Annotated in this window: 17 protein-coding genes; 6 read left to right on the top strand and 11 right to left on the bottom strand. The window is 67.3% G+C overall.

Annotation, left to right across the window (positions count from 1 at the left end):
- The gene (locus B0I08_RS04890; RefSeq protein ID WP_106210405.1) at window positions 1-579 is read left to right on the top strand and encodes a GNAT family N-acetyltransferase; all 579 of its coding nucleotides are present in this window, start codon (window positions 1-3) and stop codon (window positions 577-579) included.
- Window positions 579-1,994 (top strand): amidase, encoded by a 1,416-nt coding sequence (locus B0I08_RS04895; RefSeq protein ID WP_106210407.1) that lies wholly within the window; start codon window positions 579-581, stop codon window positions 1,992-1,994. The genes B0I08_RS04890 and B0I08_RS04895 overlap by 1 nt, the downstream gene beginning before the upstream one ends.
- 15 nt (window positions 1,995-2,009) lie before the next feature.
- Here the strand turns inward: B0I08_RS04895 and B0I08_RS04900 are convergent, their stop codons facing one another.
- On the bottom strand, window positions 2,010-2,603 hold the full coding sequence (locus B0I08_RS04900; RefSeq protein WP_106210409.1) for a hypothetical protein: 594 nt from the start codon (window positions 2,601-2,603) through the stop codon (window positions 2,010-2,012).
- Window positions 2,604-2,730: 127 nt separating this feature from the next.
- Between B0I08_RS04900 and B0I08_RS04905 the strand changes: the two genes are divergently transcribed.
- Complete coding sequence (locus B0I08_RS04905) at window positions 2,731-3,846, top strand: siderophore-interacting protein (protein WP_106210411.1); 1,116 nt, start codon at window positions 2,731-2,733, stop codon at window positions 3,844-3,846.
- Here the strand turns inward: B0I08_RS04905 and B0I08_RS04910 are convergent.
- Entirely contained in the window at window positions 3,843-4,643 is an 801-nt protein-coding gene (locus tag B0I08_RS04910) for an SDR family NAD(P)-dependent oxidoreductase (protein ID WP_245884553.1), read from the bottom strand. The genes B0I08_RS04905 and B0I08_RS04910 overlap by 4 nt on opposite strands.
- A 7-nt stretch (window positions 4,644-4,650) precedes the next feature.
- Entirely contained in the window at window positions 4,651-5,100 is a 450-nt protein-coding gene (locus B0I08_RS04915) for a hypothetical protein (RefSeq protein ID WP_245884555.1), read from the bottom strand.
- 22 nt (window positions 5,101-5,122) lie between these two features.
- On the opposite strand from B0I08_RS04915, the gene B0I08_RS04920 reads away from it, so the two are divergent.
- The gene (locus B0I08_RS04920; protein WP_106210417.1) at window positions 5,123-6,367 is read left to right on the top strand and encodes a glycosyltransferase; all 1,245 of its coding nucleotides are present in this window, start codon (window positions 5,123-5,125) and stop codon (window positions 6,365-6,367) included.
- A 64-nt stretch (window positions 6,368-6,431) separates the two neighbouring features.
- Here the strand turns inward: B0I08_RS04920 and B0I08_RS04925 are convergent, their stop codons facing one another.
- The 8 genes from B0I08_RS04925 to B0I08_RS04960 form a co-directional block, all read right to left on the bottom strand.
- The gene (locus tag B0I08_RS04925) at window positions 6,432-7,844 is read right to left on the bottom strand and encodes a dihydrolipoyl dehydrogenase family protein (protein WP_106210419.1); all 1,413 of its coding nucleotides are present in this window, start codon (window positions 7,842-7,844) and stop codon (window positions 6,432-6,434) included.
- A 64-nt stretch (window positions 7,845-7,908) separates the two neighbouring features.
- Complete coding sequence (locus tag B0I08_RS04930; RefSeq protein WP_106210421.1) at window positions 7,909-8,694, bottom strand: crotonase/enoyl-CoA hydratase family protein; 786 nt, start codon at window positions 8,692-8,694, stop codon at window positions 7,909-7,911.
- A 10-nt stretch (window positions 8,695-8,704) separates the two neighbouring features.
- Window positions 8,705-9,547, bottom strand: a complete 843-nt coding sequence (locus B0I08_RS04935) for an arginase family protein (protein ID WP_181243227.1) — start codon at window positions 9,545-9,547, stop codon at window positions 8,705-8,707.
- A gap of 51 nt (window positions 9,548-9,598) precedes the next feature.
- Window positions 9,599-10,252: an NADPH-dependent F420 reductase gene (locus tag B0I08_RS04940; protein ID WP_106210425.1), complete on the bottom strand. Its 654-nt coding sequence runs from the start codon at window positions 10,250-10,252 to the stop codon at window positions 9,599-9,601.
- 79 nt (window positions 10,253-10,331) lie between these two features.
- The gene (locus tag B0I08_RS04945; protein WP_106210819.1) at window positions 10,332-11,069 is read right to left on the bottom strand and encodes a PspA/IM30 family protein; all 738 of its coding nucleotides are present in this window, start codon (window positions 11,067-11,069) and stop codon (window positions 10,332-10,334) included.
- A 140-nt stretch (window positions 11,070-11,209) separates the two neighbouring features.
- Window positions 11,210-12,082 carry a hypothetical protein gene (locus tag B0I08_RS04950; RefSeq protein ID WP_106210427.1) on the bottom strand — a complete coding sequence of 291 codons (873 nt, stop codon included), beginning with the start codon at window positions 12,080-12,082 and terminating at the stop codon, window positions 11,210-11,212.
- Entirely contained in the window at window positions 12,072-12,632 is a 561-nt protein-coding gene (locus B0I08_RS04955) for an RNA polymerase sigma factor (RefSeq protein WP_106210429.1), read from the bottom strand. Before B0I08_RS04955 ends, B0I08_RS04950 begins: the two co-directional genes overlap by 11 nt.
- Window positions 12,633-12,696: 64 nt before the next feature.
- A complete protein-coding gene (locus B0I08_RS04960) occupies window positions 12,697-14,553 on the bottom strand; it encodes a phosphoenolpyruvate carboxykinase (GTP) (protein WP_106210431.1) in 1,857 nt (618 codons plus the stop codon).
- Window positions 14,554-14,685: 132 nt separating this feature from the next.
- Here B0I08_RS04960 and B0I08_RS04965 point away from each other — a divergent pair, with 132 nt between their 5' ends.
- Together B0I08_RS04965 and B0I08_RS04970 are read left to right on the top strand one after the other, a co-directional pair.
- Window positions 14,686-16,113 carry an XRE family transcriptional regulator gene (locus B0I08_RS04965; RefSeq protein WP_106210433.1) on the top strand — a complete coding sequence of 476 codons (1,428 nt, stop codon included), beginning with the start codon at window positions 14,686-14,688 and terminating at the stop codon, window positions 16,111-16,113.
- A gap of 76 nt (window positions 16,114-16,189) precedes the next feature.
- A complete protein-coding gene (locus B0I08_RS04970) occupies window positions 16,190-16,564 on the top strand; it encodes a hypothetical protein (RefSeq protein WP_106210435.1) in 375 nt (124 codons plus the stop codon).
- The last annotated feature ends 5 nt before the right edge of the window (window positions 16,565-16,569 follow it).

Genomic DNA, 16,569 nt, shown 5'->3' on the forward strand with positions numbered 1-16,569 from the left:
ATGCTCGAAGAGGAATACCAGCCGCGGCGGAGCCTGCCCGCGCACCTGCGGCCGGCGGCTGAGCCCGCCCCCGTCTTCGAGTACACCATCCGGGCGGCGGAGCCGCAGGACCTCCCGCATATCCGCGAGATCTACAACCACTACGTGCGCAACTCCACCGTTACCTTCGACGAAAAAGCAATCACCCTGACCGAGTTGCGCCGCAAGTTCGCGAAGGCGCAGAAGCTGGGCATGCCCTACATCGTCGCGGTCAGTCCCCGTGGCCTCATCCTCGGCTACGCCTACGTGTATCCGTGGAAGGAGAAGGCCGCGTACCGGTTCACCGTCGAGAACTCGATCTACCTCGGGCCGGCATCCACCGGAAAGGGACTCGGTAAAGCGTTGATGCAGGAGCTGATCACGCGGTCGAAGGCGGCGGGCATCAAGGAGATCATCGCGGTCATCGCGGACAAAGGTGCGGACGCGTCGATCCAGATGCACAAGAACTTCGGGTTCAAGGACATCGGCCACATGGGTCGGGTGGGCTTCAAGTTCGACCGCTGGCTCGGCACCGTGCTCATGCAGAAGTCCCTCAAATAGTGTTCGAGCTTCATCACCTCACCGCGCAGGAACAATGGGACTGGCTGCAGCGGGGCGAGATCACCCCCGGCGAGCTCACCGAGCACTACCTCGCCCGCATCGACAGGTTGAACCCGCAGCTGGGCGCCTTCACGACGGTGACAGCCGAGCCTGCCCGTCGTCGAGCCCGTCACCTCGAGGCACACCCGTCGCGGATCTCACCGCTCTGGGGCCTGCCGTTCGGTGACAAGGACCTGAGCCGGCGTGCGGGTGTGCGCACCACATTCGGCTCACGCCTGTTCGAGGACTTCGTGCCGGAGGACTCGGACGAGATCGTCGACGTGCTGGATGCGGCCGGCGGAATCAGCCTGGGTAAGACGAACGCCCCGGAGTTCGGGCTGTCGAGCTACACGGAGTCTCTCGTCTCCCCGCCCGCCCGCACCCCGTGGGACGTCACCCGCGGTGCCGGAGGAAGCAGCGGGGGAGCGGCAGTCGCCGTGGCGGCAGGGCTTCTCCCGTTCGCCCCGGGTTCGGACGGCGGCGGCTCCATCAGGATTCCGGCGGCGGCAGCAGGACTTGTCGGTCTGAAACCGAGCCGTGGCCTCGTTCCGTCGGGAAGCGGGATCGACAAACTCGCGGGTCTGGTCACGGTCGGCCCGCTCGCGCGGACGGTGGCGGATGCCGCGATGCTGCTGGACGCCATGGTCGACGGCTCCGACTACCCGTTCGCGGTGCGTTCGCCGCGCTGGGACGGGGGCGCGCTGATGAACGCCGCCACGCGCGGGGAAGGTCGATTCCAGATCGGCGTGATGACGACCTCACCCTGGGACGACGCCTACGCGATCAAGATCTCGGCGGAGGCACGCGACGCGCTCGAGGTGGCCACGCGGGAGCTTGCCGCCATCGGGCACGGCCTGGAGGAGTTCGCGCTGGAAGCCGACCCGAGCTACGGTCCCGCCTTTCGCACCGTCTGGCAGGCCAGCGCCGCGAGCATCCCCGCAGAAGGACGCGAGCTCGAGCAGTTGGAGCCGCTGACGCGCTGGCTCGTGGAGCGGGGGCGGGCGCTCAGTGGGCGTGAACTGGGCGAGGCGTTGCTCGCCCTCACCCTGTACGAGCGCAGTGTCATCCGCCAGTTTCGAAGTTTTGATGCGGTCCTGACACCGGCACTGGCGATGACACCGCGGCCGGTGGGCTGGTACAGCGCGGATGACCCGGAGGAGAACTTCGCCCAGCAGGTGCGCTACACCCCGTTTACCTCGTTCGTGAACGTGTCGGGTCTGCCCGCGATCACCCTCCCGGTTGCGCAGACGGCAGAGGGGCTGCCAATGGGTGTGCAACTGATCGGTCGTCCCGGGGGCGAGCACGTTCTGTTGGCCGTGGGCGCCCAGCTGGAACGCCGACTGGCCTGGCACCGTCGACACCCGCCCCAGTGGTAGCGACCGAACGCTGGGCTACGAGACCGGGACGTTCGTCACGAGGATCTCGAGGACGTCGGAGTCTGATCCGTAGAACCAGTAGCCGTCGGTGAACAGGTAGGTGTCGGGGAAGGATGCCGGGTCGGCGTTCACCAGACGGGTTCCACGGTCGGTCTCTTCCGCCACGAATCCGCCCTCGGTCAGTCGCGCCATGCGCTCGGCTTTCTGGTCGGCGGTCAGCGCGGAGAATCCGTAATTCACCGGTTCCGCGCCGCTCGGGTAGCCCCACTGGCAGAGGATCCCGCCGAAGTCGACGAAGTACACCAGGTCGCTGCCAAAGTTGCGGGACCGCTCGACAAAGTCGGCCTGGAGCACAAAGCCGTCGGCCTCCTGCTCGGCAAACACCGCGAGCGTCGCCGCCGGGAGAATCGTCTCGCAGGTGTAGTCGGCGGGATCAATGCTGGGTGCCGCCGACGGAACGCTGGACGGCGTGGCCGTCGCGGGGGCTTCCGTCGGCGCGGCCGAGGTGGTTGCCTCTGCTGGTGCGTCGCCTGGAGCCGCGGACGCGCAGCCGCTCAGCGCAAGGAGGAGAACGAGGCTGGTACTGACGGCGAGATGTCGGTGCGACATCGGGTCCCTTCTGGGTGCGCGGAGCTGCGAGGCGAAGCTGCTGTGCGCGAGTGCGCCGTGCTGAGCATATTCCCCATCCCGGTCTCCGCTCTCGCGTACTTAGGTAAGGCATGCCATACTTGGGTGAATGTCTACCGCGAAGAACACAGTCACCACGTCGGCTCCGGCTCCCGCCGTTGAGTACGCGCCCGTGGCATACTCGGCGTTCGCGGTGGTTGTCGCCAACGTGCGTCAACTGGGTGCTTCGTTCCTTCGCGTGACCTTCCGCTCCGATGAACTCGCTCACTTCCTCGTTCTCGGCCTCGACCAGCGGATCAAGCTGGTGCTTCCGAACGCTGAAGGTGGCCTCGACCTGTTCCCGCGCGAGACAAACGACTGGTACGCGGCCTGGCGGGACATTCCCGAGACGGCCCGCCCGGTGCTGCGCACCTACACCGCGCGCACGGTCCGCCCGGAGCTCGGCGAGATTGATGTGGACTTCGTCGTGCACGGTCGCACCGGTCCGGCCACGCGGTGGGTGCTCGGCGCCGCGGTCGGCGACGAGATATTCGTGATCGGCCCGGACGCGCGTACGCGGCATCCCGAAGACTCCCGCCGGGTGGCCGGAGCAGAGTTCGCCCCCGGCACCGCGAGCCGAGTGCTCCTCGCGGGCGACGAAACCGCTGCGCCCGCGATCTGCAGCATCCTCGAGTCACTCCCGAAAAAGGCACGCGGTCAGGTTTTTATCGAGGTACCCACGACCGCCGATATTCTTCCCGTCGCGAGCCCCGGTGGCGTCACCGTATGCTGGCTGGCCCGCGACGCTCGCCCGGGGCTTGAGCGTGGGGCGGTACTCGACCGTGCCGTGCGCGCCTGGGTGTCCGAGATGATGCCCACCGGACGCGCAGCAGCGAGTGCGGTCAGTGCCCCCGTTTCGGTGCCGGCCCCGACCGCCGGCGTTGCCGCCGCTGACGACCTTGCCGCTGACGAACGTGCCGCCGACGAACTAGCCGCTGACGACCTTGCCGACGACGACCTTGCCGACGACGACCTTGCCGATGACGAACTCGCCGAGATCAATGTCGACACCGACCTGCTCTGGGAAGTGCCCGACGCCAATGGCACCCACGACCTCTACGCCTGGATCGCGGGCGAGGCCGGCTGCATCAAGGAGCTTCGCCGCTTCCTCGTGCGCGACAGCGGCCTGCACCGCTCGGACGTCGCCTTCATGGGGTACTGGCGCCTGGGCAAGTCAGAAAACTAGCCGTCCGTCAGGCCGACCAGCCGTGCCGTGGTGTCCCACAGTTGTGCGGCCAGATTGTCGTCCTGCGCTCTTCGCGCGGTCGCCCCGTTGGGGTACAAACCGTCGAAGTAGGTGCCGCTTGCCGCCCCGAGCGAGTCGACCGATGCCAGCTGCACGAGCGGTTGGGCGCCCTGTTCCGCCGAGATCTGGCGGGAGGCGAGCAGCGACAGGCCCCAGCGGACAAAAGCGGAGTTGTGCCCGAACGAGGTGGAGACGAAGCCGGGATGAAACGAGTACGCCGTCACGGGCGATCGTTTCGCGAGCTCGCGAGTGAACAACACGGTGGCGAGCTTGGCGTTGCAGTACGCCGGGAATCCGCCCAGGTACGCACGCCCGGTGCCGTCCAGATTGTCCAACCGGATGGTGCCGCCGCGGTTGGCCAGACTCGCGGTGTTGACCACGCGAGCGTCGCTGGCAACCAGCCGGGGGAGCAGCAGGTTCGTCAGCAGGAAGGGCGCGAGGTGATTGTGCTGGAGCGTCTGCTCGTGGCCATCGACCGATCGGCCCCGCCGCCCGACCAAACCACCGGCGTTATTGGCGAGCACATCGATGCGAGGGTAGCGCTCCAGCAGGGCCGTCGCCAGGGCCCGCACCTCCGCAAGGGAGTTGTAGTCCGCGACAAAGGCCGTGCCGGACACCGCCGCCGCGACATCCCGCGTACGCCCCGGGTTCCGCCCCACGACGGCAACATCCCAGCCTCGCTCCGCCAGTTGCATCGCTGCGACCCGCCCAATGCCGGAGCTCGCTCCGGTGATCACTATGGTGCTAATGGTTCTCGTCCTCTCGGTAGCCGCCGTCGCGCAGGCCTGCCTCACGTTCGAAGCGGTTCTGCTGGGCGATGGGCCCCGCCGCAACATAGAGGGGGATGAATGCCACACCATAACGACGCCATTGCGCCCGGTGCACCGCTTCGTGGCGGAGGACCGCCTCAGAAACGGTCGTGCCGGTCAGATAGACGGCACCGATCGTGGTTCCTCCCCGCCCATACGCCCAGGCCGGGAGGCCGCGCGCGACGAACACCCCTCCCGCCTTTCTGGGCAGGGCCCTGCCCAGCATCGCACCCCACGTGTAGCCCACAGCGGTGGCAAACCAGTACCCGGGGATCGCGACGACCGGGTTCATCAGCACCCAGCGAGCCGCCGGAATCGCGCGGGTCGCTCGTTCCAGGGACCCGGCGTAACGCTGCATCCGCGCTGGTCGTCGAGAGGTTGCCATCAGCGCAGAATACAGTGGGCGCATGACCGCACTTCAGACGGTGGCGATGATTTCGATGCACACCTCGCCAGACGCCCGACCCGGCCGGGGAGATTCCGGGGGCATGAACGTCGTGCTGCTCGGACTCGCCCAGGCCCTGGCGCAGCGGGGGATCGCCGTCGACCTGCTGACCCGGGCGGAGCGCCGCCCCGAGGTGGTGGAGCTCGGCCCCGGTGTGACGCTGCGCACCCTCGCCGCCGGCCCGTTCAGCGAGGTCGCAAAGGGCGAGCTGGCCGCGTTGACCGACGACTTCGGCGAAGCGGTGGCCACCCTGGTCGGACGGAGTGCTCCGCGCTACAACCTCCTGCACGCCCACTACTGGCTCAGCGGCCTTGCCACGCTGCCGGTTGCGCTCGAGTTGGGGCTGCCATTCGTGCAGAGCTTTCACACACTCGCCGCGATGAAAAATGCGGCGCTGGCCGAGGGGGATGTCGCTGAGCCCGACCGTCGGGTGTACTCCGAGGCATTCCTGGCGACCGAAGCAGACGCGGTGATCGCCGGGTCATCGGCCGAGGTCGACTCGCTCATCGACGACGTACGGGCCCCCGCCGACAAGCTGTGGGTCATCCCTCCGGGAGTCGACACCGCGTTGTTCACGCCGAGGCGCGCGCGAAACTCGGCGGAGCTGCGCCGCCGGTTCGGGCTCGAACCCGACCGCCCGATCCTCGTGGTGGCCGGACGGATCCAGCCGCTCAAGGCGCAGGAGCTGGCGGTGCGGGTGCTCGGTGCCATCCACGCCCACCACAACCTGCGGGGGTGGGCGCCCGTGCTCGTGTTCGCCGGAGAGCCGACGAGCGGCGCGGAGGGCTACGGCGACTCGCTGCTCACGCTCGCGCGCACGCTCGGGGTGGGCGAGGGGGTGCGTCTGGTGGGGTCGCTCGACCGTGAGGATCTCGCAGACCTGTTCGCCGCGGCATCCCTCACCCTCATCCCCTCGCACACCGAGACCTTCGGACTGGTCGCGCTCGAATCGGCCGCCAGCGGAACCCCGGTGGTCGGCTATCGCAGTACCGGGCTCACCGAGTCCGTCTCCGAGGGCCGCTCCGGAGTGCTCGTCGACACCCGAGACCCCGAGACCTGGGCGCGCACGATCTCCGACCTGCTGGGCAACGCCGAAGGGCTGCTCGCGCTCGGCGCCACCGCCCGCACCCACGCGGAAGGCTTCACCTGGGCGACGGCGGCGGCTTCGCTCACCGGGGTCTACGAGTCCCTGCTGGTGCCCCGCTGAGATGCCCCGCTGACGTGCCCCGACGACGGGCCACGCTGACGGGCCACGCTGACGGGCTCGCGGGCTACGGGCGGCCGTAGGTCTCGAGCAGACGCAGCCAGATCTCGTTCATCGTCGGGTAGGCGGGCACCGCGTGCCACAGGCGGGCGAGGGGAACCTCGCCGACCACGGCCACCGTCGCGGCCTGCAGCATCTCGCTGACGTCCTGGCCGACGAACGTGACGCCGAGCACCACGGAGCGCTCTTCATCGACCACCATGCGGGCCTTGCCGGAGTAGCCGTCTGCCTGCAGGCTTGCGCCCGCGATCGACCCGAGGTCGTAGTCCACAACGCGGATGGTGTAGCCGGCCTTCGCGGCTGCGGCGGCGGTGAGGCCCACCGATGCCACCTCCGGGTCGGTGAAGGTGACCTGTGGCACCGCGCGGTGGTCTGCCGTTGCGACGTGGGTGCCCCACGGCTGGTCGTCGACCGGTGCGCCCTTCGCGCGGGCGGCGATCACATCTCCGACGGCGCGCGCCTGGTACTTTCCCTGGTGGGTCAGCAGGGCGCGGTGGTTGACGTCGCCGGCCGCGTACAGCCAGTCGAATCCGGTGACCCGAAGGGTGTCGTCGGTCTCGAGCCAGTCACCCGGGGTGAGGCCGATGTTGTCGAGACCGAGGTCGGCGGTGCGTGCCTGTCGCCCGGTCGCGACGAGGATCTCATCCGCGGTCACGGTGCTGCCATCGCTGAGGGTGAGCACGACCGACCCCGAGGCGCGGGCGGCGGATTCGAGGCCCACGTGGGTCTTGACGACCGCCCCGAGCTTAGTGAGAGCCTCGGTGACGAGCTCGCCGGCGAAGGGCTCCTGGGTGTCGAGTACCTCACCGCGAACGATCATCGTCACCGCACAACCGAAGGATGCATACGCCGTAGCGATCTCGGCCGCGACAACGCCGCCGCCGAGGATGGCGAGGCTGGCGGGAATGGTCTTTGCGCTGGTGGCGTCGTGGCTGGTCCACGGGTTCACGTCGGCGAGCCCGGGGATCGGGGGCAGGGTCGCTGCCGAACCGGTGCTGACCACGACGGCGTACCGCGCGGTGAACACGCGATCACCCACGGTCACCTCCCGCTCACCGGTGATGACCGCGTGACCGCGCACCAGGTCGATGCCGGCGCCATCGAGCCAGTCGACCTGACTGCTGTCGTCCCAGTCGTGGGTGAAGCTGTCGCGGCGGGCGAGGGTCGCGGCGACATCGAGGCGGCCGGTCACCGCTTCGGCGGAGCCGGCGACGTTCTGGGCTGCACGCAGCGCGATGCCGCTGCGCAGGAGCGCCTTGGAGGGCATGCAGGCCCAGTAGGAGCACTCGCCGCCGACCAGTTCGCTCTCGACGATCAGGGTTTTGAGGCCGCCCTGGGTGGTGCGGTCGGCGACGTTCTCACCCACCGCCCCGGCGCCGATCACAATGACGTCGTACTGCTCGTCGGTGGGGTTCGTCATCGCGTGGGTGCTCGTTCCTGGTGGTCGCGGCAATTACTCGAGTTCCCAGCCTAAGCGGAACGGCCTAGCGACCGACGAAGTGGGCGCCAGTGCGGCGCGCGAACGCCTCCATGCCGATCGCGGCGTCGCGGCTGCGGGCGAGCCGCACGAGTTCGGGTTGCAGCGTGGCCTCCGCCGCGGCATCCCCCTCACGCACGGCAAGCCGGGCGTTGGCAAGCGCGGCCTGAACAGCGAGCGGAGCCTGCTCGGCGACCCGGTGGGCAAGCGCAAGTCCGCGTTCGTACTGCTGGCCCGCGGCGACAACCTCCTGAACGAGCCCGATCCGCAGCGCCTCCGCCGCGTCGAACCGCTCACCGGTGAGGATCCACCGCATGGCGTTGCCCCAGCCGACCGCGCGGGGAAAACGCAGGGTCGCCCCGCCGAAGGGGAGGATGCCGCGGGACACCTCGACCTGCCCGAACGACGTGTTTGCGGCGGCCACGGCGATGTCGCTCGCCAGGATGAGCTCGATGCCGAGGGTCAGGCAGGTGCCCTGCACGGCGATCACCACGGGCTTCGTCAGCTGGGTGCCCGACACCTGCCACGGATTGATGCCGCCCTCTGGGACGATGTCGAGCCCGGAGTCGGTGATGCGCGGGGCAACGTCGGCGAGGTCGAGGCCGCCGGTGAAATGGTCCCCGTGCGCGTAGACGAAGCCGCAGCGCAGTTCGGGGTCGCGGTCGAGGAGGCCGTAGGCGAGGGCGAGCTCCTCGAGCAGTTGCAGATCGGCGGCGTTGCGTTTGTCGACCCGGTCGAGCCCGATGAGCAGAACGTGGCCGTCGCGGTCGACAGTGACCCGTGCTTTTGTCATGGGCCTCAGCCTAGGAGGCGTCGCGCGTCAGCGCACCGATCAGGCGGAGGATGGTGGGCTGGTCGTCGAGGATCTGCCCGGCGTCTGCGGGAGCAAACTCCGTTATTCCCGCACCTACCAGCCGGAAGCGCTGCTTGGCCGCGGTGATCAGCTCGACGAGTGCGACGGCGGTGATGCCAAACGGTTCGGGAAAACCGACGCCGGAGATCTCGGCGGGGTCGAGCACGTCGAGGTCGATGTGGATGTAGACGGATGTCGCGCCCGACGCCGCGACCGCGTCGAGCAGCGATTGCGGGCTCGCGTCGGGCGGCAGCACGGTGATCCCCGCGCTGTCGACAAACGCGGCCTCGGCATCGTCGAGCGCGCGGGTTCCCACCATGACCAGACGGTCTGGCGGCAGCGCTGTTTCCGGCAGCAGGGTCGGGTTTCCCTCGCCCAGCAGGGTGCGCACCACCATTCCGTGGAAGGCGCCGGACGGGGATGTCTCGGGTGTGTGGAGGTCGCCATGGGCGTCAAACCAAAGCACAGCGACATCCGCCTCGACCGAGAGCACGTGCGTAACGGCGGCGAGTTCGACCGCGCAGTCTCCGCCGATGGTGAGCGCCCACGCGTCCGGGTCGACGGAGGAGATCTGCCGCAACTCGTGCAGTTGGTTGTCCCGCACGATCTGCAGCGAGCTGAGGCGCGCCACGCCGGAGCCTTGGTCGTCGCCTGCCTCGAGGGGAATCTCGATCGCGCGGGTGCGGGAGGTGGGGAGGTCGGTCTGGATCGACCGCGCACCCTCCACCAGGCGCATCGCGCGGGACGAGCCGGAACCCTGCCATTGGGGGACGACCATAAAGGTGACAGTCACGCTACTCAGTGTGCCACGCAGCGCTCCTTCTGCGGGCACACTGCGCCATGACTACGCGGCAGGTCGTGCCGTGCGCTCAGCCGCAGCCAGGGCCTCCACCAGCTCGTCGAGGTTCGTGCGCACGCCGTAGGAGGGCATGTCCCGCTCGAAGCGCCAGCTGTCTGCGAGCGAGCCGGCGTCGAGCACGTCGAAACCGAACCCATTGATCAGGCTGGCGACGGTGGCCTTCGCCTCAGCGGACTCGCCGGCGATCGGCAGCGCTCGCCGGTTGGGTGTTCCCGCCGGTGTGGCGTCGGCGGTCAGGTCGCCGAAGGTGATGTTGTTAAATGCTTTAACCACGCTCGACTGTGGCAGGTGATCCTGAAGCAGCTGCGAAACCGTGGTCGAGGCGGAGTCGAGGGATTCGATATGACCATCACGCTCGAAGTAGTAGTTGTTGGTGTCGATGACGACCTTGCCGGCGAGCAGGTCGGCGGGAACACTGGGGATGCCCGCGAGGGGGACGGTCACCACAACGATCTCACCGTTGGCGGCGGCATCGCGTACGGTGCCGGCGGTGGCGTTTGCGCCGAGTTCCGCGACGAGTTCGGTGAGGGTCTCGGGCCCGCGGGAGTTGCTCATGGTGACGGTGTGGCCGCCCGCGACCGCGAGGCGTGCGAGCTGGCTGCCGATGTGTCCTGAACCGATAAATCCGATGTGTGTCATGGGGGAGTGAACGGGGTGAGGAACATTTTTGTTCCCGGCCCCGCTCACACTGGGAGGCAGCTGAGTGCTGCCGGCTCGCCTAGCTTCCGGAAGTGATGGCCGTGGTGCCGCCGGCCTTGAGAGCGGCGAGACGTGCTTCGACCTCGCCCTCACGGCCCAGGTCTTCGAGCCCTTCGAATTGCGCGTCGAGGCTGGATGCCTGAAGCTCCTGCTGGCCGAGCACCTTGGCTTCTTCGCGCCGGATCTTGTCCTCGAAACGGCTGATCTCGCTGGTCGGGTCGAGCAGGTCAATGCTCTTGAGCGCGTCGTGCACCTGCTGCTGCGCCGCGGCGGTCTTGGAACGGGCGGTGAGTTCGTCCCGCTTGGCGGTCAGCTCGCTGAGCTTGCCGCGCATCGCGTCGAGGCCCTTCTTCAATTGCTCAACCACCTGGGTCTGCGAGGCGATCGTCGGCTGGGCGGCCTTCGCCTCGTTCTCGCTCGACAGCTGGCGGACGAGGGCGATCTTGGCAAGGTTGTCGAACTTGTCGGCGTCGACCGCATTGCCCGCTGCGCGCAGCTCGTCTGCCTTGCCGCTCGCGGCCAGCGCCTTGCGCCCCCAGTCGTTCGCGGCGTCGACATCTTCGCGGTAGTCCTGCTCGGTGAGGCGCAGGTTGCCGATCGTCTGGGCGACCGCGCTTTCCGCCTCAGCGATGCTGTTGGTGTAGTCCCGAACCATCTGGTCGAGCATCAGTTGCGGATCCTCAGCCTGATCGAGGAGAGCGTTGATGTTCGCTTTCGCGAGCTGAGTAATACGACCGAGTATCGACTGCTTTGACATAGCCTCAGCCTCCCACAGCATGCTGAGCTTTCACCAGAGGGGCAACTGCACAATTGCGGGGAATCCCGCACCGAAACCCCTACGCACCTCGGATCCACAGCCGCTGACCGCACCCTTGCGGACCGCAGCGTGATGGTTGCTTACCGCAGCGTGACGGTCGACGCCGGACCGGTCACCAACTCGGTTCCGAGGTCGCCCGATACGTCGAGGGCAGCCGATACCTGATATTGCCCAGCGGATGCCACGGGCAGAGTCTCACGGAAGCTCTCGCCGAGGTCATCCTCCACAGCACACACCGAGGGTGTGAAGCTTGCGGCAAACACCATCGACTCTCCCGGGGCGAGGTTGATGTCGGCGATCGACATGATGGTGGGGCCATTGCTGTGCCAGATCACCACGCCATCCTGGGACAGGGTGATTGCGGGGGTGGGCGACGCGTAGCCGGACACCGGGTCGTCGCCAGTGTTGGTGAGGGTGGCGGTTCCGGAGACGCTCGCGCTGCCCACGCTGGCGTCGGGAAACTCGACGCTCAGCTCGAGCCCACTCTCGCTCGGCGCCACCTCGGCGACCGTGCCTCCGCACAGGTTCAGCTTGTTGGCCGGGGCACCCAGGATCGTCTGCTCGCCGAAGCCGCCGGCGGAGGGTACCTCAGAGCCTGCGGAGGCGTCAGTGTCGGGGGACCCGGCAGCGCCGGAGCCGGAGTCGGAGTCGGACGTCGGAGAGTCAGCAGCCGGAGCGTCAGCGGACTCGAACGATTCGGCCGAGCCGGAGATCGCCGTCGTGCCCGGGGAGAGGGCGTTGAGACCGTTCACGCCCGCCACGCCGACGCCGATCACCGCGAGGGAAACCACCGAACCCACCGCAATTCTTCCTGGCAGCCGGCGGCGCTTGCTGAGGCGGATGATGTGCTGGGCGTCCAGGACGCTGGTCGCTCGCGAGTCCGCCTCGCGGAACAGATCGGGAAGGCTCGCGTTCGGGAAATCCCGGTCAGGGAGGTTCGGATCAGTAGACATTTTCTGCTCCTCGCGTGAGGGTGGGGTGCTCGGGGGAGAGGCCCGTGGACAACCGGGTGGCCATCTTCGACAGCCCGTCGCTGAGGTAGCGCTTCACCGTGCCGGGGCTGAGCTGAAGGGTCTCCGCGATGTCGTCGATTTTGAGGTCGTCGTAGTACCGCAGCACGAGGCACGCCCGCTCGCGGGGCGTGAGTTTCTGAAGCTCCTCGTGCAGGTCGATGCGCGAGTCGGTGGACTCGCTAGCCGAGTCCTCGGCCTCCGGGGTCACCTGGAGGTGGGCAATCCGGCGCCAGCGGGTGGTCCGCCTGCCCTGATCTACGTACGCGTTCAGGATCGACCTCCGAACGTACGCCTCCGCGCTCGCCACGGTGAAACCGTTCCGAAGCCGCCCAAAGGTCTTGACGAGCGCATCTTGCACCAGGTCCGACGCGTCCTCCTGGTTTCCCGAGACAAAGTAGGCGTAACGGATGAGAGCGTCACCGCGCTCGGCAACCAGGCGTTCGACCACCTGCTCCCATCGGGGCGCGGAAGCTGCTGCGGTGCTGGACACAGATGACCCTCCTTTTGTCTCTACCCCTATAGACGACGGACGGGCGCAAAACGTTGGGGCGAGACTACCCCAGCAGCCGCGACCGCAGTTCACCCAGCTGATCGGTGAGTTGCGCTGGCACTCGGGAGCCGAAGCCCTCAAGGAAAAGCTCGGTGGAATCCACTTCGGCGATCCAGGAGGCTCTGTCTACCTCGAACAACGACTCGCGCGCCCCCTCCGTCAGGGACAGGCCGTCGAGATTCAATGCGCCCGGAGCCGGCATTAGTCCAAGCGGTGAGTCCACCGCGGAGGCAGTCCCGTCCACTCGGTCGAGAATCCATGCGAGTACTCGGGAGTTCTCCCCAAAACCGGGCCAGAGGAACCGACCGTTCTCTCCCTTGCGGAACCAGTTCACCTGAAAGATGCGCGGCGCCGTCCCCCTCGCCTGGAGGGACTCGCCAACCGCAAGCCAGTGCGCCCAGTAGTCGGCCATGTTGTACCCACAGAACGGCACCATAGCAAAGGGGTCGCGCCGAAGCTCGCCCAGGGTGCCTTCGGCGGCCGCCGTCCGCTCGGATGAAATCGTGGCGCCCAGGTAGACACCGTGCTCCCAATCCCGTGCCTCCACCACGAGCGGCACGTTGGTCGCGCGGCGACCGCCGAAGATTATCGCGTCGATGACGACGCCGCGTGGGTCATCCCAGTCGTCCGCGATGGACGGGCACTGGGCTGCTGCCACGGTAAAACGTGAGTTCGGATGCGCTGCTGGCGTCGAGGAAGACGGTGTCCAGTCCGCGCCGCGCCAGTCGAGGAGATGATCGGGCACAGTGTCTGTCATCCCCTCCCACCAGACATCGTTGTTGTCGTCGAGGGCGACATTGGTGAAGATTGTGTTTCCCCACAGCGTTTCGATGGCAGTCTCGTTTGTCGAACGGCTCGTGTCCGGGGCAACACCAAAGAACCCGGCCTCGGGATTGATCGCGCGAAGGCGCCCGTCCGCGTCTTCGGCAAGCCAGGCGATATCGTCGCCGATGGTCTCAACGGTCCACCCGGGGATAGTGGGCCGCAGCATGGCCAGATTGGTTTTGCCGCAGGCCGAGGGGAACGCTGCCACCGCGTGAAAGACACGCCCGCGGGGGTTAGTGACCTTGAGGATGAGCATATGCTCCGCCAGCCAACCCTCGTCCCGGGCGATGACCGATGCGATACGCAGCGCGAACGCTTTCTTAGCCAGCAGGGCATTGCCACCGTAGGCGGAGCCAAACGACCAGATTTCCCGGGTTTCAGGAAAGTGGGAAATGTATTTTGTGGCATTGCACGGCCACGGAACATCCACCGCTCCCTCAACCAACGGGGCGCCGACCGAGTGCACGGCGGGAACCCACCCGGCCGCCTCGGTAATGCGCTCGAGCGCGGTGGTGCCCATCCGCGTCATCACGCCCATGCTCACCACCACGTACGGGGAGTCCGTGATTTGAACCCCGAACTTCGCCAGTGGCGAGCCGATCGGGCCCATGGAAAAGGGCACGACGTACATGGTCCGTCCGCGCATCGAACCCGCGAACACGTCGCGGAGGCGGCTGCGCATCTGCTCGGGGTCGACCCAGTTGTTGGTGGGACCGGCCTCATCGGCGGTTCGCGAGCAGATGAAGGTGCGGTCCTCGACCCTGGCGACGTCGTCGGGGTCGCTGCGCGCTAGGTAGCTGCCGGGCCGCAGTGCAGGATCGAGGGCGATGAGGGTGCCGGCCAGCACCATTTCATCGAGGAGTCGCTGACGTTCGTCCTCGCTGCCCGTGCACCACACGATGCGGTCGGGAGTGGTCAGCGCCGCGATCTCGTCGACCCAAGCGCGTACGGAAGGCGGTGCGGCCTCGCGGGACGTTTCCGTCACGGGCGCGCTGGTTCTTGGCTGCTCGGGAGTGGGCAGTGCGGTGCTGGCCATCGTGATGTCTCCTCGCTCCGGTGACACTTGACTGTCGCAAAATCTCTGTTTCATCTATTCTGGAAGCAATTCTGCGAGAAAATAGCGGCAAGGCCATGTTAAGAACAGCGATTCTTTCGCTATTGTCAAACCATGCAGGATCTCGCCACGCTCGGCCAGCGCATCAGACACTTTCGCGTCGGTCGCGGCCTCACGCTCGACCAGCTGGGATCCGCCGTGGGCATCGCGGGCAGCCAGTTATCCCTGATGGAGAACGGCCGCCGCGAGCCGCGGCTGAGTCTGCTTACCGCCATTGCCGACACTCTGGGCGTGCGGCTGGCAGACCTGCTCGAAGCTTCGGCGCCGAATGAGCGGGCTCGACTCGAGATCGAGCTCACCTCGATGCAGCGCAGCTCGATATACGCATCACTCGGCCTGCCCGTGCTTCGCCCGGCGCGGAGTCTCACCGACGATGCGTTGCGGGCACTGGTTGGTTTGCACCGCGAACTGGCGCGGAGGGCGAGCGAGGCGATCGCCACCCCGGAGGAGGCGCGGCGGGGCAATACGCTTCTCCGACAGCGGATGCGCGTGGTCGGCAATTACCTGCCCGATATTGAGCGGGTTGCCGAAGATCTCGTGCGCGGGGTGGGTCACTCTGTAGGCGCGCTCACCCACCGGTCCGTGAGCCGGATGGCCGAGCAGCTGGGCTTCGACCTCGTGCACGTCGACGACCTGCCCCACTCCGCCAGGAGCGTGACCGACCTCGCGAACGGACGCATCTACCTGCCTCCGGCGTCGATCCCGGGGGGCCACGGCCTGCGCTCGATGGCGCTGCAGGCGATGGCCCACCGCGTGCTCGAACATGACGAGCCGGCAACGTACGCTGACTTTCTCCAGCAACGCCTCGAGATCAATTACTTCGCGGCCGCGTGCCTGATGCCGCTGACCCAGTCGGTGAACTTCCTGCGTGAGGCGAAGGCGAGCCGCAATATCGCGGTGGAGGACTTCCGTGATGCGTTCGGGGTCACGCACGAGGCAGCGGCACTGCGGTTGACCAACCTCGCGACGTCCCACCTTGACATGGAGATTCATTTCCTTCGGGTCGGCGGCGCCGGCGGCGTATCAAAGGCCTACGAAAACGATGGACTCCGATTGCCGGTGGATGTCACGGGCTCGACCGAGGGACAGCTGGTATGCCGGCGCTGGAGTGCACGGGTGGCCCTCACCCGCACTAATCGCACCACGGAGTACTACCAGTACACCGACACCCCGGAGGGTACGTTCTTCGAATCGACGCAGACCGGATCATCGGGAGACGACGAGTTCTCCATCACGATCGGGGTACCGTTCGCACAGGCGAAGTGGTTCCGCGGTCGTGAGACCATCAATCGCGAGTTGTCGCGGTGCCCCGACGAAACGTGCTGCCGTCGACCCTCCGGCGACCTCGCGACTCGCTGGTCGGGAAAGGCGTGGTCCAGCGCCAAGCTGCACGCCCACATCTTGTCGCCGCTGCCGTCCGGCACTTTCCCCGGCGTCGACGACCAGGAGCTCTATGCCTTTCTCGAGGCGCATGCGGACTGACAGTGGGTATCCGCAGCAAGCGGGCTCGGGAGCGGTGAGGGGTTGACGGGAAAATCTGGGGCGCAACACTGGAAGAATGAAGCGGATCTTTTACTCAAGTGGGTCAGTTGTCACCGGAGACCGGTTGGCAGAGGCCATCGTGGCGTACGCCGAAAAACTGTCGTCGCGCGAAGCATCGGACACGATAGACATACCGATCTCGCTTCCCTCCGGAGAGATCGGTAGGGCGCAGCTGCTCATCGGCCCGGCCAGCCAGCTCGTTGTGGTTCCGCTCGAGCGGGAAGGCGACGCAGAGGCCACCGAGATCGAAGACGAGGCGACCGTGTCGGATCTTGCTCGCCGTACGGCCTTCCACAGCAGCCCCCGTCCGCAGGCCAGTGACGACGCGGACACCACCGACTACGTCGATGTGAATGGGTTCTACGAGTCGGACCACGGAAGCAGGAGTTAGCGCAC

Source organism: Glaciihabitans tibetensis, from assembly GCF_003003265.1.
GTDB lineage: Bacteria > Actinomycetota > Actinomycetes > Actinomycetales > Microbacteriaceae > Glaciihabitans > Glaciihabitans tibetensis.